This is a genomic window from Stutzerimonas sp. S1 (assembly GCF_025966695.1).
GTDB lineage: Bacteria > Pseudomonadota > Gammaproteobacteria > Pseudomonadales > Pseudomonadaceae > Stutzerimonas.
Genome location: NZ_JAOEIY010000001.1, coordinates 202,440 through 225,423, shown reverse-complemented (window position 1 = coordinate 225,423; position 22,984 = coordinate 202,440). Strand labels below are relative to the sequence as shown.

The following is a 22,984-nucleotide window of genomic DNA, read 5'->3' as shown; positions in this document are numbered from 1 at the left end:
GGCCGCTGCCTTGCGCCGTGCCTGCGCCGCTTGAATCGAGATTGACTGCGATGAAAACCCGAATTCTCACCGGTATCACCACCACCGGCACGCCTCATCTGGGCAACTATGCCGGTGCCATTCGTCCGGCGATCGTCGCCAGCCGCGCGGCGTCTGCCGACTCGTTCTATTTCCTCGCCGACTACCACGCGCTGATCAAATGCGATGACCCGCTGCGGATTCAGCGCTCGCGTCTGGAAATCGCCGCGACTTGGCTGGCCTGCGGGCTGGATGCCGAGCGCGTGACCTTCTATCGCCAGTCTGACGTGCCGGAAATTCCGGAGCTGACCTGGCTGCTCACCTGTGTCACTGCCAAAGGCCTGCTCAATCGCGCGCATGCCTATAAGGCGTCGGTAGACAAGAATGTCGAGAACGGCGAGGACCCGGACGCCGGCGTCAGCATGGGCCTCTTCAGTTACCCGGTGCTGATGGCAGCCGATATCCTCATGTTCAACGCGCACAAGGTGCCAGTAGGGCGCGACCAGATTCAGCATGTCGAGATGGCACGCGACATCGCCCAGCGCTTCAATCACCTGTTCGGCCAAGGCAAGGAGCTGTTCACGCTGCCCGAGGCGGTGGTCGAGGAAAGTGTGGCGACATTGCCGGGCCTCGATGGTCGCAAGATGTCGAAGAGTTACGACAACACCATTCCGTTGTTCGGCAGCGCCAAGGAGCTGAAGAATGCGGTCGCGCGTATCGTCACCGACTCGAAGCTGCCGGGCGAGCCAAAGGATCCAGACAGCTCGCACCTGTTCACGCTCTATCAGGCCTTTGCCACGCCGCCGCAGCTGACCGCCTTCCGCGCTGCACTGCTCGAAGGCCTGGCCTGGGGCGAGGCCAAACAGCAGCTGTTCGAGTTGCTGGACAACGAACTGGGCGAGGCACGCGAGCTTTACCACAAGCTGATCGACAAGCCCGCCGAGCTTGAGGAAATCCTCCAGGCCGGTGCGGCCAAGGCCCGCCGGATCGCCACGCCGTTCCTTGGCGAATTGCGTGAGGCAGTTGGGCTGCGTAACTTCCGTAGCAGCGTGCAGGGCAGCGCACCGAGCAAGAAGAAAGCCAGCAAGGTCGCGCGATTTGCCAGCTTCCGTGAGGCTGACGGCGCATTTCGGTTCCGTTTCTTCGCCGCCGATGGCGAGGAATTGTTGCTGTCGCGGCCGCTGAGCAATCCCAAGGCGATCGGCAGCCTGACCCAACGACTGATCGCCGGCGGGCCGGATGCACTTGAACTGCGTGAAGACGAAGGCAGCCAGTTCACCCTGTGGCTGGATGACGAGTGCATCGCCGATAGTCCCAGCTACGACAATCCCGAAGCGATGGATGCCGCCATGCTGCGCGTACGCGAGGCTCTGGCGACGCTCGTCGAGTAAGCCTGGAGGGGCGTACCGAGGGCACGTCGTGCTGCGCTCGCCCCGTTGGCTCCATGTGGTGTGCGGCGGAACTAATACAGGAGGGCAGAGGTTTGACCAATCTGAGCAAATTGCCAACGACCGAGGGCGCCGCTAAAGTGTCGGCCCCGTTTGACTACCCAGATGCTGCCATGACCCCTCTTGAGCGCTATCAGGCCGACCTGCAACGCCCTGACTTCTTCCATGATGCGGCCCAGGAAAACGCGGTGCGGCATCTGCAGCGGCTGTACGACGAGCTAGTTGCCGATGACCGCGGCAACACCGGCCTGTTCGGCAAGCTGTTCGGCAAGAAGCAGCAGGGGCCGATCAAAGGCATCTATTTCTGGGGCGGCGTCGGTCGTGGCAAGACCTACCTGGTCGACACCTTCTTCGACGCCCTGCCGTTCAAGCAGAAGATGCGTACGCACTTTCACCGCTTCATGAAGCGCGTGCACGAGGAGATGAAAACCCTCAAGGGCGAGAAGAACCCGCTGACCATCATCGGCAAGCGTTTTGCCGACGAGGCCCGCGTGATCTGCTTCGACGAGTTCTTCGTTTCCGACATCACCGATGCCATGATCCTCGCGACCCTGCTCGAGGAGCTGTTCAAGAACGGCGTGAGTCTGGTGGCGACCTCCAATATCGTGCCGGACGGCCTGTACAAGGACGGCCTGCAACGCGCGCGTTTCCTACCGGCAATCGAGCTGCTGAAGAAGCATACCGAGATCGTCAACGTCGACAGCGGCATCGACTATCGCCTGCGTGCGCTGGAACAGGCGGAGCTGTATCACTTCCCGCTGGATGCCGAAGCCGAGCTGAGTCTGGAGAAGAGCTTTCGCAGCCTGCTGACGGAAAACTGCACGGTGCAGGAAAACGAGGCGCTGCTGATCGAGAATCGCGAAATCATGGCGCGCAAGGTTGCCAACGATGTCGCCTGGTTCGACTTCCGCGCACTCTGCGACGGTCCGCGCAGCCAGAACGACTACATCGAGCTGGGCAAGATCTTCGAGGCGGTGCTGGTTTCCAACATCGAGCAGATGAACGTGGCCAAGGACGACATGGCCCGCCGCTTCATCAACATGGTCGACGAATTCTACGATCGCAACGTCAAGCTGATTCTCTCCGCCGAGGTGGAACTCAAGGATCTGTATGCCGGCGGCCGTCTGGAATTCGAGTTCCAGCGCACCCTGAGCCGGCTGCTGGAGATGCAGTCGCACGAGTACCTGGCGCGTCCGCACAAGCCGTGATGCCCTCGGCAGTCGAAAAAGGTGCGCATGGCGCACCTTTTTTTATGTCTCGTGCAGGCGGGCTAGGTGCCTTTGTGCCGGTACTGCTGGCGGTATTGATTCGGTGACAGCTCGGTGTGCTGGCGGAACAGTCGGGCGAAGAAGCTGGCATCGTCGTAACCGATTTCGTAACTGATGGTCTTGATGCTCTTGCGCGTGGTCGACAGCAGATTCTTGGCTGTCTCGATGCGCAACCGCTGCAGGTAGTGCAACGGCTTGTCGCCGGTGGCGGCCTGGAAGCGCCGCATGAAGTTGCGGATGCTCATGCCATGCTCGCGGGCGACGTCCTCGAAGCGGAACTTTTCGGCGAAGTGCTCTTCCAGCCACTCCTGAATCTGCAGCACGCGGCTGTCCAGATGCAGCTTCTGCCCGCCGAAGCCGAGCCTGCCTGGCCGATAGTTGCGCTGCACTTCGAACAGCACATCACGCGCCATGCCCTGAGCGACATTGGCCCCGCAGAAGCGTTCGACCAGGTACATGTAAAGGTCGCAGGACGACGTGGTGCCGCCGGCGCAGTAGAGATTGTCGCTGTCGGTCAGATGCTTGTCCGGGCTGAACTGCACGTGCGGGAAGCGTTCGGCGAACTCGCCGGCGAAGCGCCAGTGGGTCGTGGCTTCGCGCTGATCCAGCAGCCCGGCCTGAGCCATCCAGAACGCACCGGTGGCCTCGCCACAGATTGCGCTACCGGCCGCGTGGCATTGACGCAGCCATGGTACGACCTGTGGATACTGTGCGCAGAGGGCATCGAAATCGCCCCAGAATGCCGGCAGGATTACCACGTCGGTGTCTTGCAGTCCGCCGTCCACGGCTATAGTGGTGCCGCTGAAGGTCATTACCGGCTCACCGTCCGGGCTTACCAGCCGGGTCTCGAAGGCGGGCGTGAGGCCCTGACCCAGTTGCCTGCCGAGGCGCAGGCTCGCCATGTGGAAGAAATCCTTGGCGTGCATGAGGGTCGAAGCGAAGACCCCTTCGGTGGCCAGGATGCTGATGCGACTCAGGGCGTTGGGATTTGACATGCTCGTTCTGATTGTTATGTGAGCGATAGGCAGGATGAAACTGCCGTGGTGCGGCTGAAGCGTCGTATTTTTTCTGACGGGTGTCCAGCCTGTCGCGGTACTTTCTCCGTCAGCTGTTTGCCGGCGGGTCGCTGGCAGGCCGTAGTCGAGGAGGCGTGAATGACCATTCTGCACAACCCCTATCCCACCCGGCCGTTCGGCGACTGGGATGGCAGCCCCGCCGCTGCGCGCGCCATGCAGAAGAGCCTCGCGGCGCAGGTCCGTCTGGCGGATGACTTCCCTCCGCTACGGCTGGTCGCCGGGGTGGATGTGGGGTTCGAGGAGCAGGGTCAGATCACCCGCGCGGCGGTTGTACTGCTGGATGCGCAGACCCTGGAAGTGGTTGCCCAGAGCCTGGCCCGCATTCCTACCTCAATGCCCTATATCCCGGGCCTGCTGTCGTTCCGCGAGCTGCCGGCGGTGTTGCAGGCGCTGGAGGCTTTGCCGGCGATCCCCGACCTGATCTTCTCGGACGGCCACGGCATCGCCCATCCGCGGCGACTCGGCATCGCGGCACACCTGGGAGTAGTGACGGGGCTGCCGACCATTGGCGTGGCGAAGAAGATTCTCACCGGCGTGCACGACGAGCTGGCAGCGGCGCGTGGCTCGCAGGTGGAGCTGCGCGACGGCAAGACGGGCGAGGTTCTCGGTACCGTGCTGCGTAGCAAGGACAAGGTGCGGCCGCTGATTGTCTCGCCGGGCAATCGGGTCAGCCTGCTCAGCGCGCCACGGCTGGTGATGCAGTTCGTCACCCGCTATCGTCTGCCCGAACCCACCCGGCTGGCCGATCGGCTGGCGTCGCGTCGGGACGAGAAGGCGGCCGCCGCACGCGCTCTCCAGCGGTGACGATGGCCTGTTCGGCTTGCGGCTGCGGCCCTGCTGCGGATAGCCTGCAGCCGCAACGCAACGGGAATAGTCCCTAGGATCACCTCATGCATCTGGATTCCGCGACTGGCTGGTGCCAGGGTGTTCGCCATTGTCCTTCGCCCAATTTCAATCAGCGTCCGGATGGCGAGATTTCGCTGTTGGTCATTCACAACATCAGCCTGCCGCCGGGTTGCTTCGGCACCGGCAAGGTCCAAGAGTTCTTCCAGAACTGCCTGGTGTCCGGCGAGCATCCGTTTTTCGCCGAGATCGCCGAGCTGCAGGTCTCCGCACATTTTCTGATCGAGCGGGATGGGGCGATCACCCAGTTCGTCTCCTGCCTCGACCGGGCGTGGCACGCTGGCGTATCGCGCTTCGGTGACCGGGAAGGTTGCAACGACTTCTCCCTCGGCATCGAGTTGGAAGGCACCGACCACGAGCCGTACAGCGACGCGCAGTACAGCGCGCTGATCGAGCTGTGCCAGTTGCTGCAGCGCGCCTATCCGGAAATCACCGCCGAGCGCGTCTGCGGCCACAGCGACATCGCCCCGGGGCGCAAGACCGATCCGGGCCCGGCATTCGACTGGCTGCGCCTGCGCGCCGCCACTATCAGCTGCTGAGCAGGCAGCAAGGACGAGACGATGAGTTTTCTGGTGGTTCTACTGGTGCTGCTGGTCGAGAAATTCTCCGATTGGCGGCCCAGGCTGCAGCATGACGGTCCCTGGCTAGGCCAGTTGCGTCGACTCGAAGACCATCCGCGTCTGGCCGGTTCGCCCTGGCTGGCACTCGCGCTGCTGGTGCTGCTGCCGGTACTGCTGCTCGGCGGCGTGCTATGGATGCTCGAGCCGCTCGCCTACGGTTGGCTGAGCCTGCCGCTGCACCTGCTGGTGGTTCTGTACAGCCTCGGTCGTGGCGACGTGAAGCGCGAGCTGGGCCCGTTCCGCGATGCCTGGCGCCGCGGTGATGAGGAAGCCGCGGCACTGGTGGCCGAACGCGATCTGCAGCTGCGCGAGCTGGACCCGCCGAGTCTGCTGCAGGCGGTGCAGGGCCACCTGCTGTGGCGGAGTTACCAGGGCTTCTTCGCGGTGATCTTCTGGTACGTGTTGCTCGGCCCGATGGCCGCGCTGGCGTACCGACTGCTGGCGCTGTGCACCGAGCACGCTCGGCTGGAGGCGCTGCGCGAGCGCGCCGGACAGTTGCGTCACGCGTTCGACTGGCTGCCGGTACGCGTGCTGCTGGCCAGCTTCGCCCTGGTCGGCAATTTCGTCGCGGTCAATCGTGCCCTGCTGCACGAGCTGCTCAATTGGGACATTCCTGCCAACCGTCTGCTTGCCGAGGTCGGGGTGGTGGCGGCCGACCTCGACCCGCTCGGCTCGGGGGAGGCGGGGGTTGCCCGGCTCGATGCCCTCGGCGCTCTGCTGGTTCGCACCCGCGTGCTCTGGTATGCCGTGCTCGCGCTATGGATCCTCCTTGCCTGAGCGCTCCGCCGCGCTAGCTCCGCTGAATGGCGGCTCATACAGCCGCTAGATGCTCCCTCCGGCGGGCTGCCGCTGCGGCCCGTCACCTCGTAGGCTTCACGCCTGGCATGCCACTCAGATCGGGCGCGATACCATATCGCCATTACCTTAAGTTACAAAAGCCCGTACCGATATCCCGTATAACTCGCCCCGATACCACCTCTCTGACGAACCCTTGCTGTGGCTGCAACTGCCGCAAGCACATACCAATAATATTTGGGAGACGTCGTGTGAAAAGCTTGTTGTATCCCGCAGTCGCGTTCATGAACCGCCTGAGCTTCGGCATGAAGTTCAGCCTGGTCAGTCTGTTGTTCTTCGTCCCCATGCTGCTGACCAACTTCTATCTGGTGCGTGATTCGTATCGGGAGTTCGTCGGCACGCGCAACGAACTACAGAGCCTGGAGCTGCTCGGCTCGGCGATGCTGCTGCGTCGCGACATGGAGGACTGGCACGACCTGGTGCAGATTGAGGCGATCATCGGCCAGACGGGCAACGTCGCGGCCCTCGCCGACCGTCGCGGCAAGGTCGAGAGTCAGTTGTCGGCGCGCCTGCAGGCCCTGCAGCCAGTGAGCGACGATCCGGAGCAGGTTGCCGAATTTCGCACGCGCCGCGACGAGCTGAGCAACGCATTGAGCACCGCGCAGGCGGAGCAGTCGCTGCAATCCAAGTCCGCCATGGCTGCCAGCCTGCTGGGCCGTTCGCAGGTGATGATCAGGCTGATCGCCAGTCAGTCCGGCCTCAGCCAGGATACTCAGCGCGAGGTGCGTCAGCTGGCGGAACTGCTGACCAGTGCCACACCGACGATCACCGCGGCGCTGGGTCAGGGCCGGGCGGTGGGTTCCTATACCTTCGGCCAGGGCTATCTGAATTCCGATGCCAGCAACACGCTGGACAACCTGGTGCTCGAGTTGGACAAGCTGCAGGCGCAGTACGCGGCGCAGCTGCAGGACAGCATCGGCAGCAGCGCGGCCGCCCGCGCGCAGCTCGACCAGTACGCCAGCGCCAGTCGCGACTCGCTGACGGCCAGCAGTGAAATCCTGCAGGACGAGGTGATCATGGCGGATGCCTTCGATCGTCCGTGGGAGCAGTTCTACGACCGGATCAGCGCCGAAATGGCGAAGACCTACCAGCTCAACGACCGGATCCTGCAGCTGCTCGAGGGCGATCTCGCCGAGCGCCTGGCGCAGAAACGCCTGCTGATGATCCTGCTGCTGAGCGCACTGGGCGTGGTGCTGCTGCTGGTGGCCTATCTTTATAGCGGTTTCTACGTGTCGACCCGGGCCTCGCTGAGTGGCCTCGGTCGGGTGATGGACCGCGTCGCCGACGGCGACATGACCGCACGCTATCAGGTGCAGAGTCACGACGAACTGGGCGAGCTGGGGCAACTGTTCAACGATAGCGTGGCGCGGATTCGCGAGCTGATCGAGCGGGTCGGCCTGACCGTCGGCGAGGTCGAGCGCCAGGCCGGGCGGGTCGAGAATGTCTCCGGCGAAAGCAACCAGACGGTTTCCGAGCAGCGCAGCCAGATCGAGCAGGTCGCCACGGCGATGAATCAGATGTCGGCCACCGCTCAGGCGGTGGCCAGCAGCGCCGAGGCGGCGGTCGGCAGCGCGCAGAGCGTGAATGCGGAAACCGTCTCCGGCCGCGGCCTGGTGGTTGCGCAGGTGAGCGGCATCCAGCGTCTGGCCGAGGAGATTGCACAGTCGGTGCAGGTGATCAATCGCCTGGCGGACGACAGCGCGGCCATCAGTCAGGTGCTCGACGTGATCAAAGGCATCGCCGAGCAGACCAACCTGCTCGCGCTTAATGCCGCGATCGAGGCGGCGCGTGCCGGCGAGCAGGGTCGTGGGTTCGCCGTGGTGGCTGATGAGGTGCGCAACCTGGCACGCCGGACGCAGCAATCCACCGAGGAAATCGAGCAGATGATCGCCCGCCTGCAGGGGGGCGTTGGTGCTGCGGTGAAGACCATGCATGCCAGCCATGCGCTGGCCGAAGGTACCGTCAGCCAGTCGGCGCAGGTCGAGCAGGCGCTGGAACACATCCTCGGTGCGGTCGGCACCATCGTCGACCAGAGTCAGCAGATCGCAGCGGCGGCCGAGCAGCAGACCGCAGTGGCGCACGATATCGATCGCAATATCGTGGCGATCAATGAGGCCGGCAAGCGCACTGCGGAGGGCGCCGGGCATACCGAGCAGGCCAGCCGCGAACTGACCCAGCTGGTGGGGCAGTTGCAGCAGTTGATCGGCGCCTTCCGTGTCTAGCCGGCGCGATCCGGCCAGCCGAACAGCTCGCAGCTGGTGCGGTAGCTGGCCCGCGCAAGCGTCTCGCTGTCGATGCCGCGCAAGTCGGCCAGGGTCTGACAGATCTCGGCCAGGTATTCCGGGCTGTTGCGTTCGCCGGGATGGCTGGCCGGCGGCATGTCCGGCGCATCGGTCTCCAGCACGATGCTCTCCAGCGGCAGCTGTCTGAGCACCCGCTGCATGCGCTTGGCCTGTGGCCAGGTCCCGGCGCCGCCGAGCCCCAGTTTGAAGCCCAGGCGCAGATACTCCCGCGCTTCCTCCCAGCTGCCACTGAACGCATGCACGATGCCGCTGCGGCGTAAGCGATGGTGCTTGAGCGTGGCGATCATCGCCGCATGGGCACGCCGCACGTGCAGCAGCACCGGCAGGTCGAACTCGGCGGCCAGCTGCAGCTGAGCGTCGAGCAGCTGCTGCTGGCGCTCGGGTTGCGGGTCGGCGATGTAGAAGTCCAGGCCGATCTCGCCGATGGCGCACAGCCTGGCGTCGCCGCGCAGGCGCTCCAGCCAGTCGCGCAGCTGCGTCAGGTGCTCCGGCCGATGCTGTGCGAGAAACACCGGATGCAGGCCCAGCGCGGCATGCACCGCGGGTTCCGCGCAGGCGAGCTGCCAGACTCGCTGCCAGTTGTCGGCATGCACCCCCAGCACGACGATGCGCTCGACACCGTTGGCCGCGCTGCGGGCCAGCACGGCCTGCCGGTCGGCGTCGAACGCCTCGAAATCGAGATGGGTGTGGGTGTCGATCAGCGGCACGGGCATGCTTTTCGGCCTGGCGGAGGATGAATGGTGCCCATCCTACCGCTCAGTGGCGGTCCTCTTCGATCTGGATGTCGCTGACGCCGAGGTCCGCCATGCGCCGGTGCTCGCTGGCGCGCTCCGGGGCTTCCCAGGGGGCATCGATGGCGGCCTGAGGGTTGCGTACGTGGCCAAGCAGGATTTCCAGCTCGATCTGCTCCAGGCTGGGTTCCTCGAAGGCGCTCATCAGCAGCGAGGCAGGTGCGCCGTTGATGCGGTAGTGGATGCGGTAACGCTTCAGTTCGGTGATGACGGCTCTCGGTTCGGCGGCTGTCTGCCATCGGACCGCAAATAAACCGTCAGTCTCCCGTGTCATCCTGCGCTTCGCGCGCGAGCAGTGCCGCCTTGCGCGCCAGCCCCCAGCGATAGCCGGTCAGCGCCTGCTGCGCGCCAACCACCCGATGACAGGGCACCAGCAGGGCGATCGGGTTGCTTGCGCAGGCGCGGGCGACTGCGCGGGCGTGGCTGTTGAGCGTGCTGGCAAGTTCGCCGTAACGCCGCGTCTGTCCCGGCGGAATGGCCTGCAACGCCTGCCAGACGCGCTGCTGGAAGGCGCTGCCGCGCAAGTCCAGCGGCAGCTGCGCGGCGCGGGCCGGCTCCTCCAGCTGAGTGATGACGGCCTGCAGCCAGTCGCCAAGCCCCATCTGGTCGCGCTGCAGGTGAGCGGCGGCGAAGCGTTCGCGCAACTCCTGCTCCAGGGCTGGCTCATCGTCGCCGAACAGCAGTGCGCAGACGCCCCGGTCGCTGGCGGCGAGCAGCAACAGCCCCAGCGGGCAAGGTGCGATGGCGTAGCGCAGGATTTCCCCGGCGCCTTTGCGCCGACGCTGCGCCGGACTCAAGGCATCGCCATCCGCGTAGACGGCGCGGGTACTCGGATAACCGGCGGCCAGGACAGCATCGAGCACGTTGTTCGCCGCGGGTAGCTGTGCGTGCAGCCGTTCGCGGCGTCGTGCCGCAGCCCAGGCATTGGGCGTAAGGCCGGTGCGCGCCTTGAATGCGCGGGCCAGGTGCGAGGGTGACAGGCCGATCTTCGCGGCCAGTCGCGCCAGTGACAGTGGCTGTGGTGCGTCGTCCAGCAGGCGACAGGCGGCGATCACCAGCGCATCCAGCTGCTCGGCCGGGCTCTGTGCCTGCGGCCAGCAGCGCCGGCACGGGCGAAAACCGGCAGCTTCGGCGTCGTCGGCGTTGTGGAAGAAGCGCACCCGGTCACGCCGTGGCCGGCGGGCCGGGCAACTGGGGCGACAGAAGATGCCGGTCGACTGCACGGCGAACACGAAGCGCCCGTCGAACGCGGCGTCGCGTGCGCAGAGCGCCTCCCAGCAGCGGTCGGTGTCGAGCATGGCGATGCTCCGCAGAGGGTTGTGTGGGATTGTCCGCTTTCATGTGGCGAGCGCCAATCCGAACTGCGCTTTCAAACTGGAGGCAGAACATGGAAGCGGGCAGGCGATTGCCGTACCCTGCAAGCCCGCACCCACCGAGAAGGATCTGCAAGTCGCTGATGAAAACGCCTAAACGACTCGAACCACTGATCGAGGATGGCCTGATCGACGAGGTGCTGCGGCCGCTGATGAGCGGCAAGGAAGCAGCGGTATATGTAGTGCGCTGTGGCGATGAGCTGCGCTGCGCGAAGGTCTACAAGGAGGCCAATAAACGCAGTTTTCGCCAGGCGGTGAAGTACCAGGAAGGACGCAAGGTTCGCAGTAGCCGTGATGCGCGCGCGATGGCCAAGGGCTCCAAGCATGGCCGCAAGGAGAAGGAAGAAAACTGGCAGAACGCCGAGGTCGCGGCGCTGTTCCGTCTCGCCGATGCCGGCGTGCGGGTGCCCAAGCCCTACGATTTTCTCGATGGCGTGCTGCTGATGGAGATGATCGCTGGCGAGGATGGCGATGCCGCGCCGCGTCTCAACGACGTCGAGTTGCACCCGGACGATGCCCGCGAGTTTCATGCCTTCATGATCCACGAGATCGTCAAGATGCTCTGCGCAGGGCTGGTGCATGGCGATCTGTCGGAGTTCAACGTACTGCTCGACGAGCACGGCCCGGTGATCATCGACCTGCCGCAGGCGGTGGATGCCGCCGGCAACAATCACGCCTTCGAGATGCTCGAGCGTGATGTCGGCAACATGGCGGCGTACTTCGGGCGCTTCGCCCCGGAGCTGAAGTACACCCGCTACGCCAAGGAAATGTGGGCGCTCTACGAGCAGGGCAAGTTGACGCCGGAGAGCGAGCTGACCGGGGAGTTCGCCGAGCCGGAGGACGCGGCTGACCTCGATGCGGTGATGCGCGAGATCAAGGCCACCCTGGCCGAGCAGGCGCGTCGCGAGGCGTTGCGCAATGCCGACGATGCGCCGAAGGACGAGCCGCCGACGCCGCCGTGGATGCGCCAATAGCCGCGCCTTCCGTCCTCTGCGTCGGTCCCGCCCGGGGCCGGCGCCGTCTCAATCCAGACCGTACTGTTGCCAGGCCCGCGCTGCGCTGAGGTGTAGCTGCGCGTGGCGGCGCGCGAGCCGGTTGCGGTCCTTGTCGTAGCCACCGCCGATCAGCCCGGCCAGCGGAATATCGCGGCCGAGGCAATGCTCGATGACGGCACTGTCACGGGCCGTCAGCCCCGCATCGCTGAGATCGAGCAGGCCGAGAGCGTCGTCGCGATGTACATCGACCCCGGCGTCGTAGAGCACCAGGTCCGGCTGATACAGCGGCAGCAGATAGTTCAGCGTGTCATTCACTACCTTGAGGTAGTCCGCGTCGCCCAGGCCCGGCGCCAGGGGAATGTCCCAGTCGCTGCGGGCCTTGCGTGCCGGGAAATTCTTCTCGCAGTGCAGTGACACCGTTACCGCATCCGCCACGCCGTCGAGGATGCGCGCGGTGCCGTCGCCCTGATGCACGTCGCAGTCGAAGATCAGCACGCGGCCGACCTGTCCGCTTTCCAGCAGATAGAGCGCAACCACGGCCAGGTCGTTGAAGATGCAGAACCCCGAAGCGTGGTCGCGATGGGCGTGGTGCGTGCCGCCGGCCAAGTGGCAGGCCAGGCCATGGCGCAGCGCCAGTTCGGCAGTCAGCAGCGAGCCGCCCACCGCGCGCACGGTGCGCTGCGCCAGTGCCGGACTCCAGGGCAGGCCGAGCCGGCGCAGCTCCGCGGGACTCATGTCGCCGCTGCAGTAGCGCGCGACGTATGCGGGGTCGTGCGCCAGCGCCAGCACGTCGTGGTGACACAACGTCGGACGCAACAGCGCCGCGTCCGTGGTCACACCACTATCGACCAGGTGGTCGCGCAGCAGCCGGAACTTCTCCATCGGGAAGCGATGTCCCGGCGGCAGCGGCGGGCTGTAATCGTCGTGAAAGACCAGAGGTAGCGGCATGAACCCAGAGAAATCATTGGCTGGAGCGCGGGAGTATGCCGGCTCGCCGGCGACGCTCTCAAGGCGCCGCGATGGCTAGCCGCCTCGAGCTGGACACGGCGCGGCTGCGTCTGCGCCACTGGCGCGACACGGATCTCGACGCGTTGGCACAGCTGTGCGCCGATCCCGAGGTGATGCGTTACGCGCCGGCGCTGCTGTCACGTGATGAGTGCGCTGCGCTGCTGGTGCGCTGCCGCCTGCAGTTTCTCCAGCATGGCTTCGGTCTGTGGGCGCTGGAGTACCGACAGAGCCAGCAGCTCATCGGCTTCTGCGGGCTCGTCGCACAGACGGAAGGCTCGACGGCGGAAGTTATCTGGCGGCTGGGCTACCGCCACTGGGGCAAGGGCCTGGCACGCGAAGCGCTGCAGGCAACGCTGGACTGTGCCTTCGGGCCGCTCGGTCTGGACGAGGTGAGTGCTGTGGCCGCTGCGCTCGACGAACCGGCGCAGCAACTGCTGGAAAGCCTCGGCATGCGCCACGATCCCCGGGACGATTTCGTCCATCCGGCGCTGGCGGAAGGGCATCCACTGCGGCGCCAGCGCCGCTATCGACAACGCCGCTGTGATTGGCGCAGATGCTGACCGATGCTGGAGCGATGCCGGCGAAGTCCGTAACATTGCCCGCCCGCCTCGTGCCATATCAAGGATGCCGCCATGACCCAGACACTCGACACCCTGGTCAACCTGCTGACGCTGGAGCGCATCGAGGAGAACCTGTTCCGCGGCGCCAGCCAGGATCTCGGCTTCCCCCAGCTATTCGGCGGGCAGGTCCTCGGCCAGGTGATCTCCGCTGCCAGCCAGACGGTCAGCGCGGAGCGTCACGTGCATTCGCTGCACGGCTACTTCCTGCGTCCGGGTGATTCCCACCAGCCGGTGGTGTATGACGTCGACCGCGTGCGCGACGGCGGCAGCTTCACCACGCGTCGGGTCAGCGCGATCCAGAAGGGCCAGACCATCTTCACCGGTATCGCCTCGTTCCAGGCCGAGGAGAGCGGCTACGAGCACCAGTTGCCGATGCCTGACGTGGTCGGTCCGGACGATCTGCCCAACGAGTGGGATCTGCTGCACAAGCTGTCGCCGCTGGTGCCGGAGCGGGTGATGGAAAAGCTGCGGCGGCCCAAGCCGATCGAGATCCGCCCGATCACCCTGGTCGATCCGGCCAATCCGCAGCCCATCGAGCCGGTACGCCACCTGTGGTTCCGCGCCGACGGCACGCTGCCCGACAGCCCGGCGCTGCACAAATACCTGCTGGCCTACGCCTCGGACTTCAGCTTCATCGGTACCGCGCTGCAGCCGCATGGCGTGAGTTCCTGGAGCAAGTTCATCCAGCTGGCCAGCCTGGACCACGCCATCTGGTTCCACCGTGAGGTGAAGATGGACGACTGGCTGCTGTATTCGGTCGACAGCCCCTGGGCCGGCAATGCGCGCGGGTTTGCCCGCGGCAGCATCTTCAACCGTGCCGGCCAGCTGGTGGCGTCGGTGGCGCAGGAAGGGCTGATTCGCGTGCGCGAGGACTGGATGTGAACCTGGCCGGCGTCCGTTACTGGGTGTTCGACATGGACGGCACCCTGACCGTCGCCGTGCACGATTTTGCGGCGATCCGCCGCGCGCTGGAGATCCCGGAGAGCGACGACATCCTCCATCACCTCGCCGCGTTGCCGGCCGAGGTGGCCGCCGCCAAGCGTGCCTGGCTGCTCGAACACGAGCGCGAGCTGGCCTATGCGGCACGGCCGGCGGCCGGCGCCCGCGAGCTGCTGCACGTGCTGCGTGAGCGCGACTGCCGCCTCGGGGTGCTCACCCGCAACGCCCACGAGCTGGCATTGCTGACTCTGCAGGCGGTGGGCATGGGGGACTGCTTTCGGCCCGAGGACATCCTCGGTCGCGACGAGGCGCCGCCCAAGCCGCATCCGGGCGGCCTGCTGCAGCTGGCCAGCCAGTGGGGCGTGGCACCGCAGGAAATGGTGATGGTCGGCGATTATCGCTTCGACCTGGAGTGCGCCCGCGCCGCCGGAGCGCGCGGTGTGCTGGTCAACGTGCCGCACAACGAGTGGCCGGAGCTGGCCGACCTGCATGTGCCGGATTGTCATGCGCTGCGCGGTCTGCTTTCCGGCTGACCGCACAGATCGTTTAGCGACCGTCCTTCCCTAAAACCGCCCGGTCCGTCGCGGCGCAGTCGCGCGACACACTCACAGGCGCGCTGCCTTGAAGGTGTCGCAGCGGCCCGGCTCGCCATGTTCGAAGCCGGCGCGGAACCAGCGCACGCGCTGCGCCGAGGTGCCGTGGGTGAACGCATCCGGCACCACCCGTCCCTGGCTCTGATGCTGCAGACGATCGTCGCCGATGGCGTTGGCGGCATTCAACGCCTCCTCCAGATCGCCTTCCTCCAACTAGTCGAGGCGCTGCTGTGCATGGTAGGCCCAAACCCCGGCGAAGCAGTCGGCCTGCAGCTCCTGGCGCACCAGCAAGCCGTTGTCGCCCTCCATCCGGGCGCCGCGCTGGCGGGCGGTCTGCATCTTCTGGGAGATGCCCAGCAGGGTCTGCACATGGTGGCCGACCTCGTGGGCAATGACGTAAGCCTGGGCGAAATCGCCGGCGGCGGAGAAGCGCTGCGCCATGTCGTCGAAGAACTGCAGATCGAGATAGACCTGCTGGTCGCCGGGGCAGTAGAACGGGCCCACCGCCGAACTGGCGAAGCCGCAGGCCGAACTGACGCCGCCCCGGAACAGCACCAGGGTCGGGTCGCGGTATTGCGCGCCACTTTGCTGGAACAGCGCGCGCCAGGTGTCCTCGGTGTCGCCGAGCACGGCGCGGACGAACTCCACCTGCGGGTCATCCGCGGCCGGGCGCTCGCCCTGCTGCGACACCGCCGGGCCGCCCTGGTTGGCCAGCTGGCCGAGAATCTGCAACGGGTCCTGGCCGGAGAGCAGGCCGAGCACCACGACGATGGCGATGCCGCCCAGGCTCAGCCCGCCGCCGAGGCGCATACCGCTGCGACCCCTGGCATCCACTACGTTGTCGCTGCGACGAGCCCGATTCCAGCGCATGGCGGTATTCCTTCTGTTGGCATGGTTCCCGGTATCAGACCGGTCAGACGGCAGAATAGCTGCACCTGCGCCGCGCCGGCAGGCCCCGTTCGCGCCAGCGCCGTTTCGTCAGCGCGGCCGCCGTGCCGGACCGGTCGAAGAGGGCGGTGGCAGAGCGGCCGGCGACGAACGAAACAGCGGATGAACGGTCCGATGCCCAGCGGGATACCCAGTCGCACATCAGGAGAGTTTTCGATGCGTTTTGCTCGCTTCGTACTGGCCGTCCAGGCGCTGCTCATGGCCGGGCTCAGCCTGGCGTACTGGCTGCGCCCGTACGAGATGGCGAACCTGAACGGCATGCTCTTGATGGAGTCCGCCTCGATCAGCCACATGCGGGTCTACTACGGTGGCCTGCAACTTGGGCTGGCGCTGTTCCTGTTCTGGGCGATGCGAGCGCCGGAACGAGCGCGCGCCGCGCTGGTAATGCTGGTGATCACCATGCTCGCGCTAGTGGGGGGGCGGCTGGTTTCGCTATGGCTGGATGGCGGCGCGCTGATCGGCTTCGATCTGGTCTCGCTGGTCTATCGTCTGCTGGCCGCAGCGCTGGCGGCGCTGGCGCTGGGGTTGCTGCGCGAGCCGGGCGAGCCCGAGGTGCCGGCGGAGCGCGTCGAGCCGCCGACCCGGCGGCTGGTCGATGAGCCCCCGCAGCCGTTCCGCCTGGGTGATGCGCAGCCGGACTCCGGCGCGTCGAGCGAACTGATGCCCCAGCCGTTCCGCCGTGGCGACCCCGTCCCCTGACGCCGGCCGGCGTGCGCCGCTCGCTCAGCGTGCCGCCTGCGCCAGCTGCGCATAGTCGGCGGTCAATGCCTCCAGTTTCTGCAGCAGCGAGTCGCTGGTGGTGACGATCACCGTCGGCACGTAGCGCGAATCGTGGGCCAGCTGGAAGCCGACGCGGGCGAAGCGCCACTGGTTGCTGATGTGCTCGAGACGATCGTTGATCTCTTCGGTGTTCTGCTTCGCCGCGTGCAGCTCGCTCAGCCCCTGATCGAATTCTTCCACGGCGGTGTCGAACTTGCGCTGCAGCCCGGCATCCGGCAGGTTCCAGCTCAGCGCCAGGTAGAGCATCGCGATCCGCTGGCTGAGCATGCGCAGACGGCCGCTGTGGTTGACCAGGCGCGCGGTCTGGCTGCCGCTGTGCTGTTCGATCTGCTGCACCAGCACCTCGCTCTGGCCGAGAAAGCTTTCGGCCAGCCGCAGCATCTCCAGCGCCTGTGTCTTGTCCGGCCGGCCCAGCGCCAGCTCGCGGAATTGCTGCCAGGTCAGTCCGGCTTCGCCCACGGCATTGCGGATGGCGGCGCTCGGCGCATAGTCGCCGAGCAGCTGGCTGTTTTCCTCGACGCTGGCGATGCTGCTGTCGAGCTGCGCCTGCGCCAACTCGGTGCGCGTCTCGGTACCGAGCATCAGGTAACTCCTGGCGATGCGCTGGCCGAGCATGCGTTGCAGGCCGGCGCGGTTGACGGCTTCGGCATCGCTGATGGCCGCCTGGCAGGGCAGGGCGCCCAGCAGCAGGCCGAGCAGCAGCGAAGCGGGCAGCAGGTGCTGAAACATGGAACGGCTCCTTCGGGATGGGCGAGCACGCAGGCTCGGCAGTCCGCCGCCGCTACCCGTCTCGGACAGGCCGGCGCGCGAGGTCGCGGCAGACGATAGGCGGCTTTGTCGGGCGGCCCATGATGGCGATCAAGCGACGCCGAGCCGAAGGAGGTATGTCTTTATGGCGCCCGACCGGCAGCCGAGTACGGCTCCGGGCTGCAGGGGTGGTGTTGTCGGGCAGGCGTGGCGAGGCTTCGCGGCGGGCCGGGCGCTATGCCTTTCGGACTACCCCAGGGGCACCGCCGTGCGCGGATCAGCCGCGCAGGCGCTCGTTCTCCAGCGCCCACACGGCGGCCTCGACCCGCGAGCGCAAACCGAGCTTGTGCAGCAGATTCTTCACGTGGACCTTCACCGTGCCTTCGGTGATGCCCAGCTTGCGGCCGATCATCTTGTTGCTGTTGCCGCCGGCGATCATCTTCAGTACCTGGCGCTCGCGCTCGGTGAGCTCGATCTCCGGCGTGCTGCCGGTGACGCGCAGCGCCTGGGCCATGACCCGCGCCAGCGCCGGGCTGACCACCAGATCACCCTGCAGCACCTCGCGGATCTGCTGGATCAGCTTCTCCGGCTCCATGTCCTTGAGCAGGTAGCCATCGGCGCCGAAGCGCAGCGCGTCGCGCACGTCTTCCTCGGCATCGGAGACGGTGAACAGCAGCACCTTACCCTCGTAACCGTCCTGGCGCAGGCGTTTGAGCGTCTCGATGCCGTTGAGCGTGGGCATGTTGTTGTCCAGCAGGATCAGCGCCGGCTGCAGCTCCGGCACCCGGCGCAGGGCCTCCTCACCATCGCTGGCTTCGCCGACGATGACGAAGTCGTCCTCCAGTTCGAGCAGCTGGCGCATGCCGCGACGCATCATCGGGTGGTCGTCGACGAGCAGGATGCTGTGGCGGGTGTCGTTCATGCGTGTTGTCTCTCGAGATCGCGACCAAGGAACTCTGGCGCGAAGTGCAGATGGACACGCGTGCCGTTGGGCTCGCGCGGTTCGATTCGAAGGCTGCCGTGCAGGTGGCGGGCGCGCTCGAGCATGATGGTCAGGCCGTGGTGCTGGCGCTTGTCGAAATCGCCGGAGACGCCGCAGCCGTCGTCCTCGATGAGCATCTCGACCTCCGCTCCGGCCTGCTGCAGGGTGATCCATACGTGGTCGGCGCCGGAATGGCGGGCGCAGTTGGACAGCGCCTCGCGGGCGATCTGCAGCAGGTGGATCTGCTCGCTGGCCGACAGGTCGAAGGGCAGCGCCTTGACGTTCAGCCGCACCGGGAACTGGCCACGCTCGGAGAACTCGCGGGCGGTGTCTTCCAGCGCCTTGCCCAGTCCGCCGTCCTGGATCTTCAGGCGGAAGGTGGTGAGCAGCTCGCGCAGCTGGCGATAGGCGTTGTTCAGCCCGTCGCGGATTTCCTCGGTGACCTTCTCCAGCTGCTCCGGCGGCTCGCCGCGGTACATGAGTGTCTGCAGGCGGCTGACCTGCAGCTTCATGTAAGACAGCGCCTGGGCCAGCGAGTCGTGCAGCTCCCGGGCGATGATGGCGCGCTCTTCGAACAGCAGCAGGCGATGATCCTGCTCGCGGCGCCGCTCCAGCGACAGCGCGGTGCCGATCAGGTTGGCCAGCGCCTCGATCAGTTCCATTTCCCACTGCTGCGGGGCGCGGCCATCGGCGAAGGCGGCGCGCAGCTCGCCCAGCTCGCTGCCCTGGTTCACCACCGGGCAGGCCATGACGTTGCGGCGCTTCTGCAGGGTGCAGGTGGCGCAGTCGCCCGGCGAGCAGATCTCGCGCAGCTCGCTGCCGTGCAGGGCAATCAGTTGTTCGGCCGGCTCGCGAGGATCACCGTGCATGCACAGGGTCAGGCGCAGCCCTGGCAGGCGGTTCTGGAAGCTGTCGATCAGCTTGTCCAGCGACTCGGCACTGGCCGGCCCGCTGGCCAGGCTGCGGCTGCCCTGGAAAAGCAGCTGCAGGGCGGCGTTGGCCTGCGCAAGGTGGGCGGTCTTCTGCGCGACGCGGCTTTCCAGGGTGTGATGGGACTGCTCCAGTGCGTCGGCCATGGTGTTGAAGCTGTAGGCCATGCGCCCCAGCTCGTCCTCGGAGCTGTACTGCACTCGCGCGGTGAGATCGCCGGCGCGGAAGCGTTCGGTGGCGCTCACCAGTTCCTGCAAAGGGTTGAGCACGCCGCTCTGCAGGCTGTACATACCGACCATCAGCACCATCACGGTGACGAACAGCGCGGTGCCCTGGATCGCCAGCTGCCAGCTCTGCTTGCGCTCGCTCTGGCGTTGCAGCAGGAAGACGAACTGGTTGAGCTGCTCGACGAAATCATCGGCGTTGGCATGGAAGGCGCGAGCGTCGCCGCGTTCCAGCGCCGGGCTGAGCTGACCGCGCCAACGCTCGCGCAGGCCGGCATAGGCCAGGTTGAGATCCGACTGCGGATCGTTCTTGAGAATGCGCGTCAGGTTGATGCTTTCCAGGCGGTGCTGGAAGTTGCGCCCCAGTTTCTGGATGTCCTCGGTGGGCGCGTCGGCTTCCAGTTGCCAGCTCAGCTTGTACACCGCCATGCGCAGCGAACCGGCGGTATTGATTGCCGCGGCATCGTCCTCGCTGAGCCAGGCGATCAGTCCGGCACTCACCGCGCTGCCGAGCGCCAGCGTACCGATCAGCAGGACGGCAATGCCGGCCCGCGCCGGCAGGGATGCCCTGATCCACTGGAATATCCGCACGCTACCTCCAAAGAGTTCCGGGCTCGCCGCTTCGCTTGTCCGTTCTGGAGAGGACTATGTAAGTAGCTGATCGATAAGGAAATAACCCTGAAAAAATGAGCTACCTCCAAGGTGGTAGCGGGGTAAATCATACTCTTTTGGTCGGAAATACCTTCTTGATCCAAGTCAACGGAATCCAGTCCTCGCGTCACTAGCGTGCGAGCCAAGTCGACCGTTCGGGGGAGTCCGACATGGCTAAGTTGAACATGCAGCAGGGCCTGGTGCTGGGGATGAGCACCGTCGCATTCACCATCTGTTTCATGATCTGGATGATGTTTGCCGTGCTCGGGGTACCGATCAAGGAAATCTTCCAACTCAACGAAACCCAGTTCGGTCTGCTCGCCGCGACGCCGGTGCTTACCGGTTCGCTGGTGCGGCTGCCGCTGGGCATGCTCACCGACAAGTTCGGCGGACGCATCGTCTTCTTCGTGCTGATGATGGTCTGCGTGCTGCCGATCTACCTGATCGCCGAGGCGACGCAGTACTGGCACTTCCTCGTCCTCGGCCTGTTCGTCGGTCTGGCCGGTGGCTCGTTCTCGGTGGGTATCGCCTACGTCGCCAAATGGTTCGACAAGAGCAACCAGGGCTTCGCCATGGGCATCTTCGGCGCCGGCAACGCCGGTTCCGCGCTGACCAAGTTCATCGCCCCGGCGATCATCGCCGCCGGCAGTTGGCAGATGGTGCCCAAGGTCTACTCGGCGATCATGTTCATCACCGCGCTGCTGTTCTGGTTCCTCACCAGCGAGAACAAGGCGCACCGGGTGTCCAGCACGGTCACCCTCAAGAGCCAGCTGCTGGCGCTGAAGGATCCCGCCGTGTGGCGCTACTGCCAGTACTACTCGATCGTCTTCGGCGGCTACGTCGCGCTGGCGCTGTGGATGACCAAGTACTACGTGCAGGAGTACGGCTTCAGCCTGCAGAGCGCCGCGCTGCTGGCTGCCTGCTTCTCGCTGCCCGGCGGTGTGCTGCGCGCGGTGGGTGGCTGGATGTCGGACAAGTGGGGCGCGCAGAGCGTGACCTGGTGGGTGATGTGGGTGAGCTGGGTGTGCCTGTTCCTGCTGTCCTACCCGCAGACCGATTTCACCATCCAGACCGTCGAGGGCTCGCGCACCTTCCACATCGGCCTCAACGTCTGGGTGTTCACCGCGCTGATGTTCATCGTCGGCATCGCCTTCGCCTTCGGCAAGGCCTCGGTGTTCAAGTACATCTCCGATGACTACCCAGAGAACATGGGGGTTATCTCCGGCATCGTCGGCCTGGCCGGCGGCCTCGGTGGCTTCGTACTGCCGATCATGTTCGGCGCGCTGGTGGACCTCACCGGCGTGCGCTCCTCCGCTTTCATGCTGCTGTACGGCGTGGTCTGGGTCTCCCTGATCTGGATGTACTTCAGCGAAGTGCGCAGAACCCCTCTGATGGGCAAGGCCGGCCAAGGCCAGCAGCCCTCCGCGTCCTGACCTACCTGGAGCATGTCCATGACAGTTCTCGATTCGCCCGCGGCCAACCGGCCGCCCAAACAGGGACCGGTCATCCATGACTGGCGTCCCGAAGACCCGCAGTTCTGGGCATCGACCGGCAAGGCGATCGCCACGCGCAACCTGTGGATCTCGATTCCCGCGCTGCTGCTGGCCTTCGCCGTGTGGATGGTCTGGAGCACGGTGATCGTGCGGTTGAACGCCATCGGTTTCGGCTTCAGCACCGACCAGCTGTTCTGGCTGGCGGCGCTGCCCGGGTTGTCCGGTGCCACCCTGCGCATCTTCTACTCGTTCATGGTGCCGGTGTTCGGCGGCCGCCGCTGGACCGCGATCAGCACCGCCTCGCTGGCGATTCCGGCGCTGTGGATGGGCTTCGCCGTGCAGAATCCGGAGACGCCCTACAGCGTGTTCGTGATCATCGCGCTGCTGTGCGGCTTCGGCGGCGGCAACTTCGCCTCGTCGATGTCCAACATCAGCTTCTTCTACCCCAAGGCCCAGCAGGGCACCGCGCTCGGTCTGAACGCCGGCCTGGGCAACCTCGGCGTGTCGGTGATGCAGTTCTGCGTGCCGCTGCTGATCGGCATGGGCCTGTTCGGCGCTGCGGGTGGCGCACCGCAGGAACTGGCCGACGGCGGCCAGCTGTGGCTGCAGAACGCCGGCTTCATCTGGGTGCCGTTCATCCTCGCGGTGACCCTCGCGGCCTGGTTCGGCATGAACGATCTGTCCTCCGCGCGCGCCTCGTTCAGCGAGCAGGCGGTGATCTTCAAGCGCAAGCACAACTGGCTGATGTGCTGGCTGTACCTGGCCACCTTCGGCTCGTTCATCGGCTTCGCCGCCGCCTTCCCGATGCTGATCAAGACCTCCTTCCCGGAAGTCAACGCGCTCAGCTTCGCCTTCCTCGGCCCGCTGGTCGGCGCCCTGGTGCGTCCGCTGGGCGGCTTCGTGGCAGACAAGCTGGGCGGTGCGCGCGTCACCCTGTGGAACTTCGTGGTGATGATCGCCGCGGTGTTCGGCGTACTGCAGTTCCTGCCGGTGGCCGGGCAGAGCGGCAACTTCTACGGCTTCCTGGCGATGTTCATGCTGCTGTTCGTCACCACCGGCATCGGTAACGGTTCCACCTTCCGCATGATCCCGGTGATCTTCCGCACCCTCCACGAGCGTTCCGCGGTCGGCAAGGGCGCAGCGGCGCAGGAGCAGGCGCTGCGCGCTGCCGGCAAGGAATCGGCGGCGGTGCTGGGCTTCAGCTCGGCGATCGGTGCCTTCGGTGCCTTCTTCATTCCCAAGTCGTTCGGCTCCTCCATCGCCCTCACCGGCGGCCCGGAGATGGCCCTCTACGGCTTCGTTGCCTACTACGTGACCTGCATTTTGGTGACCTGGTGGTGGTACTCGCGCAAAGGCGCCGAGACCCCCTGCTGAGTCGACTTCGAGCATTACAAGAAGAGCGTGGGCCCGGCCTGCGCT

General features: G+C 65.9%; 21 protein-coding genes and 1 pseudogene. 13 read left to right on the top strand and 9 right to left on the bottom strand.

Annotated elements, in window-relative coordinates:
* Positions 1-50: 50 nt before the first annotated feature.
* Together N8H22_RS01050 and zapE are read left to right on the top strand one after the other, a co-directional pair.
* A complete protein-coding gene (locus tag N8H22_RS01050; protein WP_264588781.1) occupies positions 51-1,409 on the top strand; it encodes a tryptophan--tRNA ligase in 1,359 nt (452 codons plus the stop codon).
* A gap of 170 nt (positions 1,410-1,579) precedes the next feature.
* Entirely contained in the window at positions 1,580-2,674 is a 1,095-nt protein-coding gene (gene zapE, locus N8H22_RS01045; RefSeq protein WP_264588780.1) for a cell division protein ZapE, read from the top strand.
* 62 nt (positions 2,675-2,736) lie between these two features.
* On the opposite strand, the gene N8H22_RS01040 is transcribed toward zapE, so the two are convergent.
* A complete protein-coding gene (locus N8H22_RS01040) occupies positions 2,737-3,729 on the bottom strand; it encodes a GlxA family transcriptional regulator (RefSeq protein WP_264588779.1) in 993 nt (330 codons plus the stop codon).
* Positions 3,730-3,888: 159 nt separating this feature from the next.
* Here N8H22_RS01040 and nfi point away from each other — a divergent pair, with 159 nt between their 5' ends.
* From nfi to N8H22_RS01020, 4 genes are all read left to right on the top strand, one after another.
* Positions 3,889-4,614, top strand: coding sequence for a deoxyribonuclease V (nfi, locus tag N8H22_RS01035; protein ID WP_264588778.1), 726 nt, complete (start codon positions 3,889-3,891; stop codon positions 4,612-4,614).
* An 86-nt stretch (positions 4,615-4,700) separates the two neighbouring features.
* Positions 4,701-5,252, top strand: coding sequence for a 1,6-anhydro-N-acetylmuramyl-L-alanine amidase AmpD (gene ampD, locus N8H22_RS01030; protein ID WP_264588777.1), 552 nt, complete (start codon positions 4,701-4,703; stop codon positions 5,250-5,252).
* Between the two features lie 21 nt (positions 5,253-5,273).
* Positions 5,274-6,110: a regulatory signaling modulator protein AmpE gene (gene ampE / locus N8H22_RS01025; protein WP_264588776.1), complete on the top strand. Its 837-nt coding sequence runs from the start codon at positions 5,274-5,276 to the stop codon at positions 6,108-6,110.
* 269 nt (positions 6,111-6,379) lie between these two features.
* A complete protein-coding gene (locus tag N8H22_RS01020; RefSeq protein ID WP_264588775.1) occupies positions 6,380-8,410 on the top strand; it encodes a methyl-accepting chemotaxis protein in 2,031 nt (676 codons plus the stop codon).
* On the opposite strand, the gene N8H22_RS01015 is transcribed toward N8H22_RS01020, so the two are convergent.
* The 3 genes from N8H22_RS01015 to ada are packed head-to-tail and all read right to left on the bottom strand — an operon-like array spanning position 8,407 to position 10,580.
* Positions 8,407-9,198 (bottom strand): TatD family hydrolase, encoded by a 792-nt coding sequence (locus N8H22_RS01015; RefSeq protein ID WP_264589317.1) that lies wholly within the window; start codon positions 9,196-9,198, stop codon positions 8,407-8,409. The genes N8H22_RS01020 and N8H22_RS01015 overlap by 4 nt on opposite strands.
* A 49-nt stretch (positions 9,199-9,247) precedes the next feature.
* Positions 9,248-9,490, bottom strand: a complete 243-nt coding sequence (locus N8H22_RS01010) for a hypothetical protein (protein ID WP_264589316.1) — start codon at positions 9,488-9,490, stop codon at positions 9,248-9,250.
* A 49-nt stretch (positions 9,491-9,539) separates the two neighbouring features.
* Positions 9,540-10,580: a bifunctional DNA-binding transcriptional regulator/O6-methylguanine-DNA methyltransferase Ada gene (gene ada, locus N8H22_RS01005; protein ID WP_264588774.1), complete on the bottom strand. Its 1,041-nt coding sequence runs from the start codon at positions 10,578-10,580 to the stop codon at positions 9,540-9,542.
* Between the two features lie 158 nt (positions 10,581-10,738).
* On the opposite strand from ada, the gene N8H22_RS01000 reads away from it, so the two are divergent.
* Entirely contained in the window at positions 10,739-11,629 is an 891-nt protein-coding gene (locus N8H22_RS01000; protein WP_264588773.1) for a PA4780 family RIO1-like protein kinase, read from the top strand.
* A 48-nt stretch (positions 11,630-11,677) separates the two neighbouring features.
* On the opposite strand, the gene N8H22_RS00995 is transcribed toward N8H22_RS01000, so the two are convergent.
* Positions 11,678-12,598, bottom strand: coding sequence for a histone deacetylase (locus N8H22_RS00995; RefSeq protein WP_264588772.1), 921 nt, complete (start codon positions 12,596-12,598; stop codon positions 11,678-11,680).
* Between the two features lie 71 nt (positions 12,599-12,669).
* On the opposite strand from N8H22_RS00995, the gene N8H22_RS00990 reads away from it, so the two are divergent.
* From N8H22_RS00990 to N8H22_RS00980, 3 genes are all read left to right on the top strand, one after another.
* Positions 12,670-13,218, top strand: coding sequence for a GNAT family N-acetyltransferase (locus tag N8H22_RS00990; protein WP_264588771.1), 549 nt, complete (start codon positions 12,670-12,672; stop codon positions 13,216-13,218).
* Between the two features lie 72 nt (positions 13,219-13,290).
* Positions 13,291-14,160 (top strand): acyl-CoA thioesterase II, encoded by an 870-nt coding sequence (gene tesB / locus N8H22_RS00985; RefSeq protein ID WP_264588770.1) that lies wholly within the window; start codon positions 13,291-13,293, stop codon positions 14,158-14,160.
* Positions 14,157-14,750, top strand: a complete 594-nt coding sequence (locus N8H22_RS00980; protein ID WP_264588769.1) for an HAD family hydrolase — start codon at positions 14,157-14,159, stop codon at positions 14,748-14,750. The genes tesB and N8H22_RS00980 overlap by 4 nt, the downstream gene beginning before the upstream one ends.
* A gap of 72 nt (positions 14,751-14,822) precedes the next feature.
* On the opposite strand, the pseudogene N8H22_RS00975 reads toward N8H22_RS00980, so the two are convergent.
* A pseudogene (locus tag N8H22_RS00975) lies at positions 14,823-15,680 on the bottom strand (neutral zinc metallopeptidase).
* Positions 15,681-15,914: 234 nt separating this feature from the next.
* Here N8H22_RS00975 and N8H22_RS00970 point away from each other — a divergent pair.
* Positions 15,915-16,457, top strand: a complete 543-nt coding sequence (locus tag N8H22_RS00970; RefSeq protein ID WP_264588768.1) for a DUF4345 domain-containing protein — start codon at positions 15,915-15,917, stop codon at positions 16,455-16,457.
* Between the two features lie 24 nt (positions 16,458-16,481).
* Here N8H22_RS00970 and N8H22_RS00965 read toward each other — a convergent pair whose 3' ends face one another.
* The 3 genes from N8H22_RS00965 to N8H22_RS00955 all read right to left on the bottom strand — a co-directional run bounded on the left by N8H22_RS00965 (position 16,482) and on the right by N8H22_RS00955 (position 20,006).
* A complete protein-coding gene (locus N8H22_RS00965) occupies positions 16,482-17,267 on the bottom strand; it encodes a type IV pili methyl-accepting chemotaxis transducer N-terminal domain-containing protein (RefSeq protein WP_264588767.1) in 786 nt (261 codons plus the stop codon).
* A 295-nt stretch (positions 17,268-17,562) separates the two neighbouring features.
* Positions 17,563-18,207, bottom strand: a complete 645-nt coding sequence (gene narL, locus N8H22_RS00960; protein ID WP_264588766.1) for a two-component system response regulator NarL — start codon at positions 18,205-18,207, stop codon at positions 17,563-17,565.
* Positions 18,204-20,006 (bottom strand): histidine kinase, encoded by a 1,803-nt coding sequence (locus N8H22_RS00955; protein ID WP_264589315.1) that lies wholly within the window; start codon positions 20,004-20,006, stop codon positions 18,204-18,206. Before N8H22_RS00955 ends, narL begins: the two co-directional genes overlap by 4 nt.
* 236 nt (positions 20,007-20,242) lie before the next feature.
* On the opposite strand from N8H22_RS00955, the gene N8H22_RS00950 reads away from it, so the two are divergent.
* Positions 20,243-21,505: a nitrate/nitrite transporter gene (locus N8H22_RS00950; protein ID WP_264588765.1), complete on the top strand. Its 1,263-nt coding sequence runs from the start codon at positions 20,243-20,245 to the stop codon at positions 21,503-21,505.
* Between the two features lie 18 nt (positions 21,506-21,523).
* On the top strand, positions 21,524-22,939 hold the full coding sequence (locus tag N8H22_RS00945) for a NarK family nitrate/nitrite MFS transporter (RefSeq protein WP_264588764.1): 1,416 nt from the start codon (positions 21,524-21,526) through the stop codon (positions 22,937-22,939).
* The last annotated feature ends 45 nt before the right edge of the window (positions 22,940-22,984 follow it).

What these genes read in the sequence shown, in the direction of transcription:
- N8H22_RS01050 (WP_264588781.1), top strand. Translation starts at nt 51, where the DNA reads ATGAAAACCCGAATTCTCACCGGTATCACCACCACCGGCACGCCTCAT.
- zapE (WP_264588780.1), top strand. Translation starts at nt 1,580, where the DNA reads ATGACCCCTCTTGAGCGCTATCAGGCCGACCTGCAACGCCCTGACTTC.
- N8H22_RS01040 (WP_264588779.1), bottom strand. Translation starts at nt 3,729, where the DNA reads ATGTCAAATCCCAACGCCCTGAGTCGCATCAGCATCCTGGCCACCGAA.
- nfi (WP_264588778.1), top strand. Translation starts at nt 3,889, where the DNA reads ATGACCATTCTGCACAACCCCTATCCCACCCGGCCGTTCGGCGACTGG.
- ampD (WP_264588777.1), top strand. Translation starts at nt 4,701, where the DNA reads ATGCATCTGGATTCCGCGACTGGCTGGTGCCAGGGTGTTCGCCATTGT.
- ampE (WP_264588776.1), top strand. Translation starts at nt 5,274, where the DNA reads ATGAGTTTTCTGGTGGTTCTACTGGTGCTGCTGGTCGAGAAATTCTCC.
- ada (WP_264588774.1), bottom strand. Translation starts at nt 10,580, where the DNA reads ATGCTCGACACCGACCGCTGCTGGGAGGCGCTCTGCGCACGCGACGCC.
- N8H22_RS01000 (WP_264588773.1), top strand. Translation starts at nt 10,739, where the DNA reads ATGAAAACGCCTAAACGACTCGAACCACTGATCGAGGATGGCCTGATC.
- N8H22_RS00995 (WP_264588772.1), bottom strand. Translation starts at nt 12,598, where the DNA reads ATGCCGCTACCTCTGGTCTTTCACGACGATTACAGCCCGCCGCTGCCG.
- N8H22_RS00990 (WP_264588771.1), top strand. Translation starts at nt 12,670, where the DNA reads ATGGCTAGCCGCCTCGAGCTGGACACGGCGCGGCTGCGTCTGCGCCAC.
- tesB (WP_264588770.1), top strand. Translation starts at nt 13,291, where the DNA reads ATGACCCAGACACTCGACACCCTGGTCAACCTGCTGACGCTGGAGCGC.
- N8H22_RS00970 (WP_264588768.1), top strand. Translation starts at nt 15,915, where the DNA reads ATGCGTTTTGCTCGCTTCGTACTGGCCGTCCAGGCGCTGCTCATGGCC.
- N8H22_RS00965 (WP_264588767.1), bottom strand. Translation starts at nt 17,267, where the DNA reads ATGTTTCAGCACCTGCTGCCCGCTTCGCTGCTGCTCGGCCTGCTGCTG.
- narL (WP_264588766.1), bottom strand. Translation starts at nt 18,207, where the DNA reads ATGAACGACACCCGCCACAGCATCCTGCTCGTCGACGACCACCCGATG.
- N8H22_RS00950 (WP_264588765.1), top strand. Translation starts at nt 20,243, where the DNA reads ATGGCTAAGTTGAACATGCAGCAGGGCCTGGTGCTGGGGATGAGCACC.
- N8H22_RS00945 (WP_264588764.1), top strand. Translation starts at nt 21,524, where the DNA reads ATGACAGTTCTCGATTCGCCCGCGGCCAACCGGCCGCCCAAACAGGGA.